The organism is Pseudomonas sp. fls2-241-R2A-110, from assembly GCF_030209165.1.
In the GTDB taxonomy this organism is placed as follows: Bacteria; Pseudomonadota; Gammaproteobacteria; order Pseudomonadales; family Pseudomonadaceae; genus Aquipseudomonas.
The window spans coordinates 76,442-94,251 of sequence record NZ_JARVSN010000009.1; the positions used below are offsets into that span (position 1 = coordinate 76,442).

A 17,810-nucleotide genomic window follows, 5' to 3' on the forward strand; every position below is an offset into this window, starting at 1 on the left:
GATTATGGATTTGGGTATTTCAGGTCGTTGGGCGATTGTCTGCGCCGCCAGCAAAGGCTTGGGTCTGGCGTGTGCGCGTGCCTTGGCGATGGAGGGCGTCAATCTGGTGATCAACGCACGCGGCGACGAAACATTGCAGGCCGCCGCCGGACAATTACGCAACCTGGCGCCGGGAATTGAAGTGCGCACGGTGGCCGGGGACATCAGCACCCCTGAGGTGCGCGAGCAGGTGCTGGCGGCGTGTCCGCAGGTCGATATCCTGATCAATAACGCTGGCGGACCACCGCCGGGCGACTTCCGTGACTGGCAGCGTGAAGACTGGTTGAAGGCGCTGGACGCCAACATGCTCACGCCCATCGAGCTGATCAAGGCCTGCGTCGATGGCATGGCCGAGCGCGGTTTCGGGCGCGTGGTCAACATCACGTCGGGCGCGGTCAAGGCCCCCATCGATGTGCTCGGCCTGTCCAACGGCGCGCGCAGTGGCTTGACCGGTTTTATCGCCGGGCTGGCGCGTCAGGCGCGGCTGGCCGGGCACAACGTGACGATCAACAATTTGCTGCCGGGCCCGTTCGAGACCGAACGCTTGCACAAAACCCTGAGCGCGGCCGCCCAGGCCAATGGCACCGATGTCGAGCAGATCAGTGAACAGCGCCGCCGAAACGTCCCGGCCCAGCGCTTCGGCCAGCCCGATGAATTCGGCGCCTACTGCGCGTTCATTTGCAGCGCCCACAGCGGTTTTCTGACCGGGCAGAATTTGTTGTTGGATGGCGGCAGTTATCCCGGTACGTTTTGATGGATCGTCAGGCGTAAAAGGAGCACAAGGCAGGTGAGCGTCGATATTCAATGCGTGGTGGTCGGGGCCGGTGTGGTCGGCCTCGCGGTGGCCAGGGCGCTGGCCCGGACCGGGCGCGAAGTGATCCTGGTCGAGGCTGGCGACGGCATTGGCGTGGGCATCAGTTCGCGCAATTCCGAAGTGATCCATGCCGGGATCTATTACCCGAGCGCCAGCCTGAAAGCGCAGTTGTGCGTGGAGGGCAAGCAACGCCTTTACGCTTTCTGCGATGAGCGCAGCGTCGATTACCAACGCCTGGGCAAGCTGATCGTGGCCACCGATGAGCGTCAGTGCGTGGCGTTGCAGGCGTTATTGGAACAGGGCCAACGCAACGGCGTCGATGACTTGCAATGGCTCGACGCGGGGCAAGCACAAGCGCTTGAACCGGCGCTGTCCTGCGTCGCGGCGCTCTGGTCGCCTTCCACCGGTATCGTCGATTCCCATGCCCTGATGCTGGCGCTTCAGGCAGACGCCGAAGCCCTCGGCACATCGATTGCCTTTCACACGCCGCTGGCATCTGCCCGATGCACCGAGCAAGGTTTTGAACTGCACATGGGCGGTGCGCAGCCGATGACGTTGAACTGCCGCGAGTTGATCAATTGCGCCGGGTTGTCCGCGCCGGATGTGGCGAGCCGGATTGAAGGTTTGCCATCGCAGCACGTTCCTGCGGCGCGGTTGTGCAAAGGCAGCTATTTCAGTTTCAGCGGTCGGGCGCCGTTTCGGCATCTGGTGTATCCGGCACCGGAAAGTGCCGGGCTCGGTGTGCACATGACCCTCGATCTGGGTGGCCAGGCGCGTTTCGGGCCGGATATCGAATGGGTCGATCAGGTGGATTACCGTGTGGACCCGCACCGGGCCGACGGCTTCTACGAAGCGATCCGGCGTTACTGGCCCGGTTTGCCCGATAACAGCCTGCAGCCCGCTTACAGTGGCATCCGCCCGAAAATCACCGGCCCTGACGAGCCGGCCGCCGATTTCATCATCAGCGGTCCGACCGAGCACGGCGTGCCGGGGCTGGTAAACCTGTTCGGCATTGAATCCCCAGGCCTCACCAGTTGCCTGGCGCTGGCCGAACGGGTAGTTCAGCGTCTGGCACCGCACTCCTTCTAGTCGCTGACGAAGCTGCCGGTTATCAGTGTTTACGCTGCTTTGCGACGAGAGGGCTATGCTTGGCAGAGTGCCCATTGTCATGGGAGAGCTGTGATGATCAACGTACGCACTGCCCGCATGCTTGCCGAATACAAGCAATGGGCCGACAAGCGCCTGTTTGACAGCCTGGCCGAACTGCCGCCGGGAGAGGTCGATAAAGAGCGGGTGTCGGTGTTCAGGAACATGATCGGCACCCTGAACCACATCTATGTCGTGGACTGCATCTGGAAGGCTCACCTCGAAGGCCGAGGGCACGGCTTCAAAACCTCACACGATCTGTTGCATCCCGACCTGTCTGACTTGCGCATGGCGCAAAAGGACATCGATCACTGGTACTGCGACTGGAGCGCCCGGCAGACCGAGTCCTCGCTGGACAAACCTGTCGAGTTCACCTTCGTTTCGGGCGAGAGCGGCTCCATGAGCGCCGGGGCGATGTTGCTGCACGTGGTCAACCACGCCAGCTATCACCGGGGCTGGGTGATCCAGATGTATTTCGACATTCCCGCCATGCCGCCGATGACCGATATGCCGATCTTCCTGCGCGAAACCGATCCCGCGTCTTTCCAATCGATCAATACCCCGGTAGCGGCGCCGACCTGTATTGGACGATTCTCGAGTGCAACCAACGTTCTGCCGAATCGTTATCGTTGACGGTTGGCTGATCGTTCCCACGTCGAGGCGTCGAACCGTCCGCGTGGGAATGCCTCTAGGGACGCTCCGCATTCCAGCTTTCGAAAGGGACGCGGAGCGTCCCGGGCTGCATTCCCACGCAGAGCGTGGGAACGATCATTGCGAGCCCGATTTGGTCAGTACTTTCCTGAGCGTCTCCGGAAAAGGAGGCGCATTTATTTTTCAGTCTGGTCCGTGGTGTATGGGCGCGGGGCGGGTTTTAAACGTCGATGTTTAATCGACATCTCCAGACACTCTCTCAGGCTACACATCCTTGCGTCGTTGCCTACGTCTGCGCCAGAATCCGCCGGCTTGTGCGCCTTGGGCCTGGACTCTATCGTTTCCGGGTCGCTGCCAATTCAGCGTCCGGACTTGACCGTCCGAATCGATCAAGGCGTACCAGTGGCCAAGAAAAGCTCCAGGCTTTTTGCGGTGGCTGTGCGAGGGACACTTTCGAGTGTGCCGGATTCCTTGATTTCCGGTCGGTCAACCCGCGTACAGCTGCCACCTTTCGTTTGACCGCGTCAGGTCGCAGCTCCGCCAATCAAGGAGCTTCACTGTGTTCAAAACCACCCCCAATCCTCCGGATATAAACGACGTTTCTCCGTACGAATCCCCCGATTCCAAAAAATTCAACGAAGCCGCCGACCGCGCCCTCGACCATTACCTCAATCCCGCCAAGGCATCACCCCCAAGAAAACCCAGCACGATGTTCCTCATCGCGCCCGATATCGATTCGGAAAGCCTGCTGGCTCACGCCTGCGAGTCCATGGCCTCGGCGAGTGTGATGGCGAGTGATTTTGCCGGGGAGCTGCAAGGGCCGCAGCGTCACAAGATGCTGGCGTTGCAGCAGATCATCATGCTGGGCGAGCTGGCGGTGAATCGGGCGCTGGATAACGTCGATCCGCAGAACGCCTGACAAGATCGTTCCCATGCTCTGCGTGGGAATGCCTCTAGGGACGCTCTGCGTTCCAGCTCTCGAAAGGGACGCGGAGCGTCCCGGGCTGCATTCCCACGCGGAGCGTGGGAACGATCTCAATCACCTTGTTCGGCGTGGAGCGATAAGGGGAATGATCATGGCGAGCCCGGTTCTGTTAGCACTTTCCTGAACGTCTCCACCAGCGGTCGCAGATTGATCCGGTGCCACGCCGCCCACAATGGCGTGGTAAACGAAATCCATGGCACTTCCCGTAGCACCACGCCTGGCGGGGCATTGCGGCTCAAGCCTTTTTGAATCATCGCGATCCCCAGTCCTGACGCTACCAGCCCCAACGCGGTGAAGGGTTCGGTGGCTTCCATGCGGATGTCCGGGGTGAAGCCGGCGCGGATGCAGGCGCTGATGAAGTCGTCGCGGCTGGCAACGTTCTGGCGGTGTTGCACGCCGATCCACTCCTGATCGGCCAGGTCCGCCGGGGTCAATGTCGCTTGCTGGGCGAGGGCATGGTGCTCGGGCAAGGCCAGCAGCATCGGATCATCCAGCACCTGGAAACCCAGCAGGTCCGGATCGTCGGCGAGGGGCGGCTCGCCAACCAGGGCGATGTCCAGACTACGCTGACGCAGGCCTTCAAGTTGTTCGGCAGAGCTCAGGTTGTACAGCGCGACGTGCACGTTCGGTCGGTCGCCGCGCAGCACGCGCAGGGCGTTGGGCAACACGCCGGCGTGCATGGCGTTTTCGATGTAGCCGATGCACAAGCCGCCTTCTTCGCCACGGCCCAGGCGCTTGCCCAACGATTCGAGGCGGTTGGCGTGGGTCAACAGGGCGCGGGTTTCGGCGAGGAACGTCTGGCCGTCGCGGGTCAGGCGGATACGCTGCTGGCTGCGCTCGAACAGGGTCAAGCCCAGGCGTTCCTCGAGCTGGGCGATTTGCCGGCTCAGGGGCGACTGGGAAATGTGCAAACGTTCGGCGGCGCGACCGACGTGTTCTTCTTCGGCGACGGCGACGAAGTAGCGCAATTGGCGGATGTCGATCATGTCAGACCTATCAGGACTTAAGTGCTGCACATTATGTCTTGGACGGTCCGACCATCGCAATCTAGGATCTGCTCAACGGTCACCCGTACTACTTGATGAAGGGCGACCTCTGAAACTGATGAGGATTGAAGCATGAGCTTGAAAGACAAACTGCCCGGCGCGCTGGGTTTCGGTACAGCGCCATTGGGCAACATGTTCCGCGCCATTCCTGAAGAAGAGGCGCTGGCCACGGTGCATGCCGCGTGGGATGCCGGCGTGCGCTACTTCGATACCGCGCCGTTTTACGGTTCGGGCCTGTCGGAGATCCGCCTGGGCGCTGCGCTGGCCCACTACAACCGCGACGATTACGTGCTGAGCAGCAAAGTCGGGCGGGTCATCCTTGATGAAGTCGAAGACACCGCTGCCCGCGACCTCGGCGAGAAGAGCGGGGTGTTCGAGCACGGTCGCCCGAACAAGATCGTCAACGACTACAGCGCCGACGCCACCCTGCGTTCCATCGAAGACAGCCTCAAACGTCTGCAGACCGACCGCTTGGACATCGTCTGGGTGCACGACATTGCTCAGGACTTTTACGGCGATCAGTGGCTGGAATACTTCAACCAGGCCCGCACCGGTGCGTTCAAAGTGCTGACCCGACTGCGCGAAGAAGGCGTGATCAAGGGCTGGGGCCTGGGCGTGAATAAGGTTGAACCGTGCGAGCTGACCCTTGATCTGACTGAAGCGCAGCCGGACGGTTTTCTGCTGGCGGGTCGCTACACTCTTCTCGACCACGACCGTGCCTTACAGCGTCTGATGGACGCGGCACTGGCGCAGAACGTCGAGATCGTGGTTGGCGGTCCTTACAGTTCGGGCATTTTGGCCGGTGGTACGCACTTCGAATACCAGAAAGCCAGCCCGGCGATCATCAACAAGGTCGAGCAGATCAAGCGCATCGCGGCTGCCCACGGTGTCGACATCAAGGCTGCTGCGTTGCAGTTCTCGTTGGCGAATCCGGCAGTGGCCGCGGTGATTCCAGGGTCCAGCCGTCCGGACCGAATCGCTGAAGACGTGGCCGCACTGTCGGCGGTGATTCCCGCCGCATTCTGGCAAGCGATGCGTGAGGCGAAACTGGTTTCTGACCGTGCGCCATTGCCGATCACAGGAGCATGAGCATGAAAATCGATTTGACTGGAAAACTTGCCATTGTCAGCGGCAGCACCGCCGGCATTGGCCTGGGCATCAGCAAGGCACTGGCCGAATCCGGTGCCACGGTGGTAGTGATCGGCCGCGAGACGGCCAAGGTCGAACAGGCGCTGGCGAGCATCCGCCAGAGCGTGCCGGACGCGCAACTGCGTGGCCTGACCGCCGACCTCGGCACGGCTGAAGGCGCTGAAAAGCTGTTCGCTGCCGAACCCCGCGCCGACATCCTGGTGAACAATCTCGGCATCTTTAACGATGTGGATTTTTTCGACACGCCGGACAGCGAGTGGACGCGCTTTTACGAGGTTAACGTGATCTCCGGCGTGCGCCTGTCACGGCGTTACGTGCCGGACATGGTCAAGCAAGGCTGGGGGCGGGTGATCTTCGTGTCCTCGGAATCCGGCATCGCGATTCCCGCCGACATGCTCAACTATGGCGTGACCAAGAGCGCCAACCTGGCGGTGTCCCACGGCCTGGCCAAGCGGTTGGCGGGCACCGGCGTGACGGTCAATGCGATCCTGCCCGGCCCGACGCTGACCGATGGCCTTGAGCAGATGCTCAAGGACGCCACTGATGCGTCGGGGCGTAGTATTCATGAAGAAGCCGATGCGTTCGTGCGCAAGGCCCGGCCGACTTCTATTATCCAGCGCGTGGCGAATGTCGAGGAAGTCGCCAACCTGGTGGCCTACATCGCTTCGCCGCTGTCCTCGGCCACCACAGGCGCGGCGCTGCGGGTCGACGGCGGTGTTGTCGACAGCATGGCGATTTGAACCTTTTTAATTAAGAGAGAGGACTACATGGCAACTGCATCAGCATTCATTGATATCCCGGCGTCGGCCGATCAGGTGTGGCAATTGATTGGCGGCTTCGACACGCTGCCGGACTGGCTGCCGTTTATCCCGAAAAGCGAACTGAGCGAAGGCGGGCGGGTGCGCAGCCTGCAAACCGCGGAAGGCGCGGTGGTGGTTGAGCGCCTGGAGGCGTTTGATAACGCCGGGAAGACTTACAGCTATTCGATTGTGCAGGCGCCGTTTCCCGCGACCGAATACCTGGCGACTATCAAGGTAGAAGCACAGGGCGAGGGCACCCGGGTGACGTGGTCGGGCCGGTTTACGCCGGTTGGGGTGAGCGAGGCAGAGGTCGAGGCGTTGTTTGCCGGGATTTATCAGGGCGGCCTTGAGGCCTTGCGGGCCAACTACCCAGCCTGATAGTCACTGCAAATCCCCTGTGGGAGCGAGCTTGCTCGCGATTGCGTCTTCAGCATCAACATAGATGTTGACTGATAGACCGCTATCGCGAGCAAGCTCGCTCCCACAGGTGTTGTGTCAATTCAGGTGATTTGGCTCAGGTCTGGGACATCAGTTTTTGCTGGCAATCGAGTGTCAATCGTGCGCCGCCGAGTTCGCTGGTGCCCACTTCAAGCGCAAAGCCATGCAGGCTGGCGATCGCCGCAACAATCGAGAGACCCAGGCCAAAGCCGTTTTTCTGATTGCCACCGTCCGCCCGATAGAAGCGCTGGAACACCGCTTTGCGTTCGCTTTCCGGGATGCCGGGGCCTGAATCGAGCACTTCGATTCGCGTGTGCCCAGCCACATTGACCCCACGCAAAATCACTTCGCCGCCCGGCGGGGTAAATTTGATCGAGTTGCTCAACAAGTTCGCCACAGCCTCAAACAACAGCGCGCGATCGCCAGTCAACGGGGGCAGCGATGCAGGCAATTGCAGCGTGAACAGCAACTCGCCTTCCTCCGCCAGCGGCAGGTAAAAGTCGTGCAATTCCTGCAGCAGCGGCACCGGGTCCAGCTGCACAAATCCGGAGCGGCGCTGCCGGTCCTCCAGTTCGGAAATCCGCAACAATCCACGAAACCGCGCCATCAAGGTGTCGGCTTCAGCGAGCACTGAGTCCAGCTGCACGGCCAGCGTCGAGCCTTCATCCGCCTGCTGTTGAATCCGGTACAACTGCGCGCGCAGGCGGGTCAGCGGGGTGCGCAGGTCATGGGCGATGTTGTCGCACACACCCTTGACCTCGTTCATCAAGCGTTCGATGCGTTCAAGCATGGCGTTGACGATGGCGGCGAGCATATCCAGCTCATCGCGGCGATTGGACAGGGGCAGGCGCCGGGTCAGGTCGCCGGCGACGATGGCTTCGGCGCTCGCTTGAATCGCACGAATGCGCCGCAACGGGCGCCGCCGCAGCAGGTGCCAGCCGGCAATGCCGGGCAGAATGGTCAGCGTCACCCCCCAAAACAAGGCATGCAAAATGATGCGGGTCACGGCGAACAACGAACCGTTGTCGCGTACCAACACTAGCCAGCGACCGTCCCTGGTCTGGGTCGCCACCGCGTCACAACTGTCGGCGGGCAGGCTGGGGTCGTCGGATTCGGCGCAGTCGCTGAGCATGTGGATCTTGCCGTCCAGCGGCAAACCTTCGGGGATGCTTTGCATCGCACCGCTGAGGTAGCGGTGCTTGGCATCGAACAGGCCGTAGGCGTCGATGCCGCGAATGTCGAAGGTCATGCTGACGGCGAGGGCGTCCACCAGTTGCTCGCCCTGAAAGTGCGAAAACAGGTGCTGGCGTTGCATCAGCGAGTGCTTGGCCAAATTGTCCAGGTAAGCCGAAACCTCGAAATACATGACCCCCATGAGAATCCCGCTCCAGAGCACGAACAGCGAACTGTACAGCGCGAGCAGGCGGCTGCTGGACGAGCGCCAGCCGTTAGAGGGGTTCAGCAATGACATATCCCGAGCCTCGCACGGTGCGGATCAACGGGACTTTACCGGGTGGGTCGATCTTCTTGCGTAGACGACCGATGTGCACGTCGATGAGGTTGGTACCGGGGTCGAAGTGATAACCCCAGACTTCCTCGAAAATCATCATCCGCGACAGAATCTGCCCGGTGTTGCGCATCAGGAATTCCAGCAGCTTGTACTCGGTGGGCAACAGCGTCAGCAACTGATCGTCGCGGCTGGCTTCGTGGCTGATCAGGTTCAGCTCAAGGTCGGCGACGCGCAACGTGGTCGCCTGTGCGGTCACGGTGTTCTGGCGGCGCAGCAGCACTTCAACGCGGGCGGCCATTTCATCGGTGGCGAACGGCTTGGTCAAGTAATCGTCACCGCCAGCGCGCAAGCCGCGCACCCGCTCGTCGACGTCGGACAGGGCGCTGATCATCAGAATCGGCGTGGCCACGCCCATGGTGCGCAACGTGGTGACAATCGCCAGGCCATCGAGCTCGGGCAGCATGCGGTCCAGCGTGATCAGGTCGTAGTTGCCGCTGACCGCACGTTCAAGTCCTTCACGGCCATTGTTGACCCAATCGACATCGAGGCCGTGGCTGCTCAGTTCGGCGACGATTTCCCGGGCGGTCACGGCGTCGTCTTCGATGGTCAAGATGCGGGTCATAGGGCGTGCCTGATAGTCAGTTCATGGCGGAGTGTGGGGGTATTTTGCCAAGAATTACCGGGGTCTGAATAAATTAACTTTCATGTTGCTTGAAGAGCTTGTGCAGAGCATTGATATCATACGGCCATAACTCATTCAGGAAACTGCGCTGTGCTTACTTTGATTCGTCGCGGCGGGATGCCGATTACATTGTTGCTGCTGTGCATTGCCAGCGCTTCCAGCTGGGCGGGTAATACACCGTGCTCGGGAAAAAAGGGCGGAATTGATCGCTGTGACGGCGATCTGTTTCTGTGTAATGACGGATCTATCAGCGGTTCGAAGAAAAGTTGCTCGGCGGTGTATGGCGGCCAAAGCCAAGCCCGACCGCAAACCGTGTTGCAGAGTAATGATGGCTGCGCCTGCGGCACCGGCTCGTTCTGCACGGGGCCCAGAGGCGGGGTCTATTGCCTCACGCCCAGCGGTAACAAGAGCTACAAGCGCAAGTAGTTAATCGCAGTGCATAAAACCCGCTGCAATTGCCCCTACCTTGCAAATTGCAATAAAACTGGAAGTTCAAACTTTATAAGTTATTGAAATAACAAGATTTATTTAAATATTGCGACTGGCACGGTGACTGCAATTCTCCCTCCGAAGAGTTGTAACACCATCTTTCTGCCTGGAGCGAAAACAATGAATAGATCCTCTGATGGTTTCTATCCCGATATAGAAGAATCAAGCACGCTGTCGGGGGTGTCCTGGGGCGCGATCTTCGCCGGGGCTGCTGCGGCAGCGGCGTTGTCGCTAATTCTGGTACTGCTCGGCTTCGGTCTGGGCTTTTCGGCGGTTTCACCTTGGGCCCATGAAGGCGTGAGCGCCAAAGGCCTGGGGATTTCCACAATCGTCTGGCTGGCGGTAACGCAAATCGTGGCTTCCGGGCTCGGCGGTTATATCGCCGGTCGCTTGCGGGTGAAGTGGGCCAACATGCACGGCGATGAAGTTTATTTCCGTGACACTGCCCACGGCTTCCTGGCCTGGTGCGTAGCCACGCTGGTGACGGCGACGCTGGTCGTCGGTTCGGTCAGCAGCATCGTCAGCGGTGGCGTACAAGCCGGCGCAAGTGTTGTCGGTGGCGCTGCCAGTGTCGCGACTCAAGCCGCTGGCACCGCCGCGGCTAAAACCGACAGTGACCAGTATGGTTACTTCGTCGACACCCTGTTCCGCGATGATCGTCCTGCCGCTGTCAGCGATGACGCCGCCCGCAGCACCGTGACCCGGATCTTCGTACGCTCCCTGAGCGATGGCCAACTGGCCGCCGCAGACCGGACTTACCTGGCCCAATTGGTTGCCCAGCGCACCAACCTGACCCAGGCCGATGCCGAACGCCGTGTCGATGAAGTCTATGCCCGCACTCAAAAAGCGGTTGCCGACGCCAAGCTGGCGGCCCAACAAGCTGCTGACACCGCTGCCAAAGTCGCTGCCTGGACGTCGCTGTGGATGTTCGTTGCCTTGCTGATCGGTGCGTTTTTCGCCAGCTTCGCCGCCACCTTCGGCGGTCGTCGTCGGGATGCCGTGGTGTATCTGGAATCCGACACTTATGTCACCACCACTACATTGCCTGTTCGCTAACCCAGGAGAATCCTCATGCGCTCATTACTTCTGTTTTTTCTCGGCGTGCCTATCCCGATCATCATCCTGATCGCCCTGTTCATGCATTGATACTCTGAGGCTTATGCCTCTGCCGCTTCCGCCTCTGGTGGAAGCGGCTTTTTGCTTTCCGGGCTCCAATAAAGCGACACTGATCTGCGGCAGCAAGCTTGCTCGCACATTTTTGATTTGGGTTGCCCAGGAGAGAAGTACGTTGGACAAAAAGGAAATTAAACGGCAACTGGTGGAAATGCTGGAAGCCGGGCGTTCAAAAACCGAGACCTTCAAGGCGTTTTCGGGTGGGGCGGTCAAGGACCGGGTGCTGGCTTACTGGATTGGAGCCAGGCCGGATCCGGCGTTGCGCGAAAAGCATTCAGGCAAGGTCAACGTTCTGATTGCATTGACCTGTGTCCAGGCATTGCTGGGCGCGGTCACCAGTTTTTTCATGGGTTTGATGATCGGGCCCGGTGCAGCGGTGTTCTTCACGCTCTTTGCGGGGCTGGTGCCATTGGCATTTGCGTGGGGTTTTTACAAGAGCTCGGCGAAGGCCTACACGATCTACATGATTCTGAGCGTCAGCCAAATCTCGCGAATGTTCAAGGGATATGAAGAAGACCCGGTGATGACCGTGGTCGGCGTGGCGATCACCCTGGGCATGGTGTTTTTTGCCACGTGGATCAAAAACCTGTTGTTCCCGGACCTGGGCTTTGTGGGTTCGAAAAAGCTCAAGGGACAGTACGTGTTCTCCAACTGATTGACGAGGTAGGGGCCAGCTCCCACCGGGTTCTTGTGATCGACACAAATCCCTGTGGGAGCGGGCTTGCCCTCGATGGCGACAGACCTGCCGCCACAAGACTCAAACCTTACCCGCTTCCCGCTCCTCCATCTGATCCGCCTCAAACAATCTGGCCAATTCCGCCCGCGCTTCCTGTGCCGTCTGCAAGACCTTCGCCGCATCGTCATACACCGCATGCTGGGCTTCCAGCACTTGTTCATCGTGATGCTTGAAGCGCTTGATCCGCGCATCGGCCTGCGCTTGGGTGAGTCCGAGACCGACCAAGGTGCGCCGACTCATTTCCAGGCTCGAATAATAGGTTTCCCGAATCGCCTCGGCGCCAAGGTCCACCAGCCGGTGCACATGCTGACGGTTACGGGCCCGGGCGATGATCTTGATGTGCGGATACAGCTTTTGCACCACCTCGGCGGTCTTGATATTGGTGTCCGGATCATCGGTGGCGATGACAAAGTATTCCGCTTGCTCGACCTTGGCCGCGCTGAGAATTTCCGGGCGCATCGGGTCGCCGTAGAACACCGGGACGCCGCCGAAACTGCGCGACAGTTCGATGGTTTCCACCGAGGTGTCCAGCGCCACGAACTTGATGTTCTGTGCGCGCAGAATCCGCGCCACGATCTGCCCCATCCGGCCCATGCCGGCAATCACCACGCGCGGCGCGTCGGTGTCGATGTCGCGAAATTTCTCCGGCACCTCGACGGGCTGCACCTTGGGCGTATACAGCCGCGCGCACAGCAGCAACAACAGCGGCGTCACTGCCATGGACAAGGTGATCGTCAGCACCAGCAAGTCGTACAGGCGCGGCTCGAACAGCCCCTGGTCGCGCCCGATCTTGAACACCACAAACGCAAATTCACCACCGGCCGCCAGCACGATGCCCAGGCGAATCGCACTGACCTTGCCCAAGCCACCGGCCAGTCGACCGACCACAAACAGCAGCGGCAATTTGAGTGCGATCAGCAGCAGGGTCAGCCCCAACACCGTGATCGGCGCGCTGAGCAGCAGACTCAAGTTGGCGCCCATGCCGACGCTGATGAAAAACAACCCTAGCAACAGGCCCTTGAAAGGCTCGATCTGCGCTTCCAGTTCATGGCGGTATTCAGAGTCCGCCAGCAGCAACCCGGCGAGGAATGCGCCAAGGGCCATGGACACACCGACGAGGTCCATCAGCCACGCCGTGCCAATCACCACCAGCAACGCGGTCGCTGTGGAAACCTCGGGCAATCCGGTCTTGGCCACCACGCGAAACACCGGTCGCAACAGATACCGTCCGCCGACCACCACCACCGCAATGCTGCCCAGTACCCGCAAACCGTGGTTCAAGTCGTCGGCAGCGGTGGAGGTGTGATCGCCACCCGCCAGCAGCGGCACCATGGCGATCAACGGGATCGCGGCGATGTCCTGGAACAGCAGGATCGCAAACGCCAGGCGACCGTGAGGACTGGTCAGCTCCTTGCGCTCGGCCAGGCTTTGCAGGCCAAACGCGGTGGAAGACAACGCCAGGCCAAGGCCGAGTACGATGGCGGTGTTCAAGGGTTGGCCGAAGACAAACAGCGCCAGCACGCCGATCACCGAACCCGTCAGCAGCACCTGCGCCAGTCCCACGCCAAACACTGATTTGCGCATCACCCACAAGCGGCGCGGTGACAATTCCAGGCCAATGATGAACAGCAGCAACACCACGCCCAGTTCGGAGATATGGCTGACGCTCTGCGGATTACCGATCAACCCCAGCACCGACGGCCCGATGATCACCCCGGCAAACAGATAACCCAGCACGGCCCCCAGTTGCAGGCGTTTGGCCAAGGGTACGGTGAGCACGGCCGCGAACAGAAAAACAACGGCGGCTTGTAAAAGGTTGCCTTCGTGGGGCATGACGAACTCCAGACACTCGATACGGCGGGGCGACAAGGATAAAGGCTGAGGCCTCAGGCGTCAGCCTGAACATGAAGCGTTTCAGCTTGCAGTGAAGGCCAGTTGAATCTGGTTACAGTTAGCATCAATTAGTTACATTCATAGGATAAGCTAATCAATCTGCCTGTTCCCCGAGTACGCATTATGGCCATCAACTTCGACCTCAACGATCTGCAAGCCTTTCGCGCCGTGGTCGAGCAGGGCAGTTTTCGCAAGGCCGCCGACACCGTGCGTATCTCCCAGCCTGCACTGAGCCGACGCATCGAAAAACTGGAAGACGCCCTCGGCGTACGCTTGTTCGAGCGCACCACGCGCAAGGTCAGCCTGACCCAGGCCGGGCGCGGTTTTATGCCGAGTGTCGAGCGCCTGCTCGATGATCTCGACATCGCGCTGCTGGGTATCAGCGAAGTCGCTTCGACCCGACTCGGCCATGTCACGGTCGCGTGTGTGCCGTCGGCGGCGTATTACTTTATGCCGCGAGTGATCGCCCGTTACCACCGGCAATTTCCCCGGATCAAAGTCAAAGTGCTGGATTCCAGCGCTCACGACGTGCTTGGCGCGGTGGTCAATGGCGAGGCGGATTTCGGCCTGAGTTTCATGGGCACACTGGAGGCCGAAGTCGAGTTCGAACCATTGGTGCAGGAAGAGTATGTGGTGGCCTGTCGTCGCGATCACCCGCTGGCGGGGCGTAGCAGCGTGACTTGGGATGAGTTCTATCAGCAGGATTACATCTCGCTGGACAAGACGTCCGGCAATCGCTTTTTGCTGGATCAGGCGCTGGTCGGTATTGTCCCGCAGCGGCCGAGTATCTGCCAAACCCGCCATGTGACGACGATGATCGGTCTGGTGGAGGCGGGGTTGGGCGTGGCGGCGGTGCCGTTGATGGCGATGCCGGCGGCCGATCACCCGATTCTGACACGGGTGCCGCTGACCAATCCGCAGGTGATGCGCAGTGTCGGCTTGATCAAACGCCGGGGTCGAACCCTGACCCCGGCGGCGTTGGAACTGGAACGGTTGGTGGTGGAGATGAAAGTCCAGCCGTCCGCGGTCAGCGGCTGACCGAATCCAGCCCGGTGGCCTTCACGTCCGACTGAGCAGCCGAGGAGGCCAGGTATTCAAGCAGCGCCTTGGCTTGCTCCCGGTGCTGCGCGCCCACCGGAATGCCGGCCGCAAAACGCGTCACCGATTGCACCGACTCCGGAATTTTCGCCACAAAACTCACCCCCGGCACGGGCAGCAGTTCGCTGACTTGCTGGAAGCCCAGTTGGTAATCGCCCGTGGCAACCACCGAACCGACCGGGATTTTTGGAATCATCTTCGATTTGGGTTTGAGTTGATCCTCGATGCCCAGGCGCTTGAACAGTTGCTCCTCGATGTACACGCCGCTGGCGCTGTCGGAATAGGCCACGGACTTCGCGTCGAGCAAGGTCTTTTTCAGTCCGTCGACGGAACTGATGTCCGGCTTCGGCGCGCCTTCGCGCACCACCAGGCCGATTCGTGAATCCGCCAGTTCAACCCGGGACGCCGGGTCGACTTTGCCTTGCTTGATCAAGTCGTCCAGGGCGTAGCCCACCATGATCACCACATCGGCCTGCTCACCACGCGCGAGTCGATTGGGGATCGCTTCCGGCGCCTTGCCCATCGAAGGGCCAAGGGCGGTGTCCAGTGTGTTGCCCGTGGAGGCAGCGAATTTCGGGCCGAGGATTTTATAGGCAGCGGTGAAACCACCGGACGTCATCACGCGGATCTCTTCGGCCTGGGCGAGGGTGCTCAGACCGAGACTGGCCAGCAAAGTCAGGGCAGCAAAATTGAATAGTTTCTTCATGGTCATGTGTTCTCGAAGGGTTCAGGACATCGCCGGTTGCAGGCGACCGGTCGAGCGGCGGTAGAGATACAGCGTCGCGCACAACGCACAGAGCGCGGCGAAACTCATCCAGTAACCGGGCGCGGCTTTGTCGCCGGTGTACTGAATCAGGAAGGTCGACATCGCCGGGGTGAAACCGCCAAACACTGCGGTGGCCAGGCTGTATGCCAGGGAGAACCCCGCGACCCGGACCTCGACCGGCATGATTTCCGTGAGCGCCGCAATCATCGCGCCGTTGTACAAGCCGTAAATGAACGACAGCCACAGCAATACCAGCAGCATGTGCATGAAGCTCGGCGCGTTGACCAGGAAGGTCAACGCCGGATACGCGGTGGCGAGGGTCAACAACGCCATGGCGATCAGCACCGGACGACGACCGATCCGGTCGGACAATGCACCGCCAATCGGCAACCAGAAGAAGTTCGAAACACCCACCAGCAAGGTCACCAGCAACGCATCGGACGTGCTCAGGTGCAGCACGGTTTTGCCAAACGTCGGTGCGTAGACGGTAATCAGGTAGAAGGCGGTGGTCGTCAGCGCGACCATCATCATGCCGGCGAAAACGATCACCCAGTTCTGCGCCAGTGTGCGGAACACATCGCCCATGCTCGGACGGTGTTTACGCGCGGTGAACTCCTCGGTTTCTTCCAGGTTACGGCGCAGGAAGAAAATGAACGGCACGATCATGCAACCCACGAAAAACGGAATTCGCCAGCCCCAATCGGCAATCATCGCCGGCGCCATCCACTGGTTCAGTCCATACCCCAGCGCGGCGGCGATAATGATCGCCACTTGCTGGCTGGCCGATTGCCAACTGGTGAAGAAGCCCTTGTTGCCGGGCGTGGCGATCTCTGAGAGGTACACGGAGACTCCGCCCATTTCCGCTCCGGCGGAGAAACCTTGCAGCAGTCGGCCGATCAGCACGATGGCAGGAGCGAACAGCCCGATGGTTTCGTAGCCGGGTACCAGCACAATCAAGATCGTGCCGCTGGCCATGATCGACAGCGTGACAATCAATCCTTTGCGCCGGCCCACATCATCAATGTAAGCACCCAGCACCACGGCACCCAACGGACGCATCAGGAAGCCTGCGCCAAATACCGCAAAGGTCATCATCAGCGAGGCGAATTCGCTGCTGGCCGGGAAGAACACGGCAGCAATCTGCGTGGCATAGAAACCGAAAAGGAAGAAGTCGAATTGTTCGAGAAAGTTGCCCGAGGTGACCCGGAAAATCGCACTGGCGCGGGAGCGCCCGGAAGGGATTGATGTTGTCATTGATCAGTACTCCACCGCTTTTATGACGTGTATTGCCTGGACGCAATGCACGGTTCTTATTGGGGCGAATGGTGGATCAGGGGGATCGATATGATAAGTGCATTGTTGACATGCATTAATGCGTGAAGCGGATCAATGGTAGGCGCAGATAGGCGTGTAGCCGCTGTAGCGCCTGTTTTCGATTTCGACGTGGCTAATAATTTTCGAATGATCGAGCGTCTCGGCGGTCCCACTTCAGCTACCAAGCATTTACTGGAGGTTCATCAATGAACAACAAGACCCTTATCGCCAGCCTCGCCCTCGTTGCCGGCCTGGCCGGTATCGCCCCGATCGTTCAAGCGGATGACCCACCCCAAAAAACCGTTCAGCCCGGCGTCAACAATTCCCGCAAGCTGGTGGTCGGCGACCGCGCGCCGGACATCTATCAACGCAGCGAAAAAGCCTTGGGCAACTGGAAACAGAAGGGCCTCAAAGCCCCGAAAAGCCAGGCGCAATGGGTGCAGATCAATGACAAGTACATGATGGTGATGATTACCAACGGGACGATTGTCGATATCACGCCAGTGGAGCGATAGGCGGCCCGTAACAATTAGCCATGGAAGGCTGGTTGAATTCGTTGACGAGCGCGGTAAAGCTCGGCGGCGATTTTGTTGACTGGATGTCAGGAGCGACTCGTTGGAAAAGAAACCCCTTTACCGCAAGATCAACACCTGTACATGGGGTGTCCGGCGGAACGATTACGCGGGTAAATACCGCCACCAACGCCATACCAAAGCTGCAAATGCCCGTGATGCGGTACGGGTTTCGATGCATGGAAAACGCCGGCACGGGTTTGATTACACGCCTTTGTTCCGGTTTTTGCTGTCACGCGTCGGCAGGCAATGGAGTGAGGTTTTTAGTGAAGCGATAGCTCGGCTCGATCGGCCTGAACCGGTGTTCTGGATGGTTGCTCTGTGTGAAAGTGAGCGTCGGGATTACATCAGGACAGATGAAGCCAGTTACTTCAGCGGTCTATTTGTCGATGATCAGGGCTTGCTCGCAATAGTCGCCCCCGAGTTAACTGCAGCAAACATGACCACTTTCTGCCGCTGCTGCACTCATAGCTTCAATGGTATTCCTTACGGGCAAAGCAGGGACTGAG

19 protein-coding genes are annotated in these 17,810 nt (G+C 60.0%); 13 read left to right on the top strand and 6 right to left on the bottom strand.

Translation table 11 applies throughout. The annotated features are described in order from the left end of the window. Nucleotides 1-4 precede the first annotated feature (4 nt). The 4 genes from QRN31_RS07565 to QRN31_RS07580 all read left to right on the top strand — a co-directional run bounded on the left by QRN31_RS07565 (nt 5) and on the right by QRN31_RS07580 (nt 3,569). The gene (locus QRN31_RS07565) at nt 5-793 is read left to right on the top strand and encodes an SDR family oxidoreductase (RefSeq protein ID WP_285431159.1); all 789 of its coding nucleotides are present in this window, start codon (nt 5-7) and stop codon (nt 791-793) included. Nucleotides 794-826: 33 nt separating this feature from the next. After that, a complete protein-coding gene (locus QRN31_RS07570; RefSeq protein ID WP_285431161.1) occupies nt 827-1,942 on the top strand; it encodes an NAD(P)/FAD-dependent oxidoreductase in 1,116 nt (371 codons plus the stop codon). Between the two features lie 93 nt (nt 1,943-2,035). Further along, the gene (locus QRN31_RS07575; RefSeq protein ID WP_285431162.1) at nt 2,036-2,632 is read left to right on the top strand and encodes a DinB family protein; all 597 of its coding nucleotides are present in this window, start codon (nt 2,036-2,038) and stop codon (nt 2,630-2,632) included. A gap of 577 nt (nt 2,633-3,209) precedes the next feature. Beyond that, on the top strand, nt 3,210-3,569 hold the full coding sequence (locus QRN31_RS07580; RefSeq protein ID WP_285431163.1) for a DUF6124 family protein: 360 nt from the start codon (nt 3,210-3,212) through the stop codon (nt 3,567-3,569). A 155-nt stretch (nt 3,570-3,724) separates the two neighbouring features. Here the strand turns inward: QRN31_RS07580 and QRN31_RS07585 are convergent, their stop codons facing one another. Further along, nucleotides 3,725-4,621, bottom strand: coding sequence for a LysR substrate-binding domain-containing protein (locus QRN31_RS07585; protein ID WP_285431164.1), 897 nt, complete (start codon nt 4,619-4,621; stop codon nt 3,725-3,727). A gap of 132 nt (nt 4,622-4,753) precedes the next feature. Between QRN31_RS07585 and QRN31_RS07590 the strand changes: the two genes are divergently transcribed. The 3 genes from QRN31_RS07590 to QRN31_RS07600 are packed head-to-tail and all read left to right on the top strand — an operon-like array spanning nt 4,754 to nt 7,008. After that, entirely contained in the window at nt 4,754-5,770 is a 1,017-nt protein-coding gene (locus tag QRN31_RS07590; RefSeq protein ID WP_285431166.1) for an aldo/keto reductase, read from the top strand. Nucleotides 5,771-5,772: 2 nt separating this feature from the next. Further along, nucleotides 5,773-6,570 (top strand): SDR family NAD(P)-dependent oxidoreductase, encoded by a 798-nt coding sequence (locus QRN31_RS07595; RefSeq protein ID WP_285431168.1) that lies wholly within the window; start codon nt 5,773-5,775, stop codon nt 6,568-6,570. A 27-nt stretch (nt 6,571-6,597) separates the two neighbouring features. After that, on the top strand, nt 6,598-7,008 hold the full coding sequence (locus tag QRN31_RS07600; protein ID WP_285431170.1) for an SRPBCC family protein: 411 nt from the start codon (nt 6,598-6,600) through the stop codon (nt 7,006-7,008). Nucleotides 7,009-7,144: 136 nt separating this feature from the next. Here QRN31_RS07600 and QRN31_RS07605 read toward each other — a convergent pair whose 3' ends face one another. Both QRN31_RS07605 and QRN31_RS07610 read right to left on the bottom strand, forming a co-directional pair. Continuing rightward, nucleotides 7,145-8,539 (bottom strand): sensor histidine kinase, encoded by a 1,395-nt coding sequence (locus tag QRN31_RS07605; RefSeq protein ID WP_285431172.1) that lies wholly within the window; start codon nt 8,537-8,539, stop codon nt 7,145-7,147. Further along, nucleotides 8,517-9,200: a response regulator transcription factor gene (locus QRN31_RS07610; protein ID WP_010455216.1), complete on the bottom strand. Its 684-nt coding sequence runs from the start codon at nt 9,198-9,200 to the stop codon at nt 8,517-8,519. Before QRN31_RS07610 ends, QRN31_RS07605 begins: the two co-directional genes overlap by 23 nt. 177 nt (nt 9,201-9,377) lie before the next feature. Here QRN31_RS07610 and QRN31_RS07615 point away from each other — a divergent pair, with 177 nt between their 5' ends. The 3 genes from QRN31_RS07615 (at nt 9,378) to QRN31_RS07625 (ending at nt 11,577) form a co-directional block, all read left to right on the top strand. Next, a complete protein-coding gene (locus QRN31_RS07615; RefSeq protein WP_285431324.1) occupies nt 9,378-9,686 on the top strand; it encodes a YdcA family protein in 309 nt (102 codons plus the stop codon). 183 nt (nt 9,687-9,869) lie between these two features. Continuing rightward, nucleotides 9,870-10,805 carry a hypothetical protein gene (locus QRN31_RS07620; protein WP_285431174.1) on the top strand — a complete coding sequence of 312 codons (936 nt, stop codon included), beginning with the start codon at nt 9,870-9,872 and terminating at the stop codon, nt 10,803-10,805. A gap of 232 nt (nt 10,806-11,037) precedes the next feature. After that, complete coding sequence (locus QRN31_RS07625; RefSeq protein ID WP_285431175.1) at nt 11,038-11,577, top strand: hypothetical protein; 540 nt, start codon at nt 11,038-11,040, stop codon at nt 11,575-11,577. 102 nt (nt 11,578-11,679) lie between these two features. Here the strand turns inward: QRN31_RS07625 and QRN31_RS07630 are convergent, their stop codons facing one another. Further along, on the bottom strand, nt 11,680-13,491 hold the full coding sequence (locus QRN31_RS07630) for a monovalent cation:proton antiporter-2 (CPA2) family protein (protein ID WP_285431177.1): 1,812 nt from the start codon (nt 13,489-13,491) through the stop codon (nt 11,680-11,682). 183 nt (nt 13,492-13,674) lie between these two features. Between QRN31_RS07630 and QRN31_RS07635 the strand changes: the two genes are divergently transcribed. Continuing rightward, nucleotides 13,675-14,589, top strand: a complete 915-nt coding sequence (locus QRN31_RS07635; RefSeq protein ID WP_285431178.1) for a LysR family transcriptional regulator — start codon at nt 13,675-13,677, stop codon at nt 14,587-14,589. On the opposite strand, the gene QRN31_RS07640 is transcribed toward QRN31_RS07635, so the two are convergent. Then, complete coding sequence (locus tag QRN31_RS07640) at nt 14,579-15,355, bottom strand: substrate-binding domain-containing protein (protein WP_285431179.1); 777 nt, start codon at nt 15,353-15,355, stop codon at nt 14,579-14,581. The two genes, QRN31_RS07635 and QRN31_RS07640, sit on opposite strands and share 11 nt — an antisense overlap. Before the next feature lie 21 nt (nt 15,356-15,376). After that, nucleotides 15,377-16,669, bottom strand: coding sequence for an MFS transporter (locus QRN31_RS07645; RefSeq protein WP_285431180.1), 1,293 nt, complete (start codon nt 16,667-16,669; stop codon nt 15,377-15,379). A 266-nt stretch (nt 16,670-16,935) separates the two neighbouring features. On the opposite strand from QRN31_RS07645, the gene QRN31_RS07650 reads away from it, so the two are divergent. Then, on the top strand, nt 16,936-17,244 hold the full coding sequence (locus QRN31_RS07650; RefSeq protein WP_285431182.1) for an RcnB family protein: 309 nt from the start codon (nt 16,936-16,938) through the stop codon (nt 17,242-17,244). Nucleotides 17,245-17,344: 100 nt separating this feature from the next. Next, entirely contained in the window at nt 17,345-17,809 is a 465-nt protein-coding gene (locus QRN31_RS07655; protein WP_285431184.1) for a hypothetical protein, read from the top strand. The last annotated feature ends 1 nt before the right edge of the window (nt 17,810 follow it).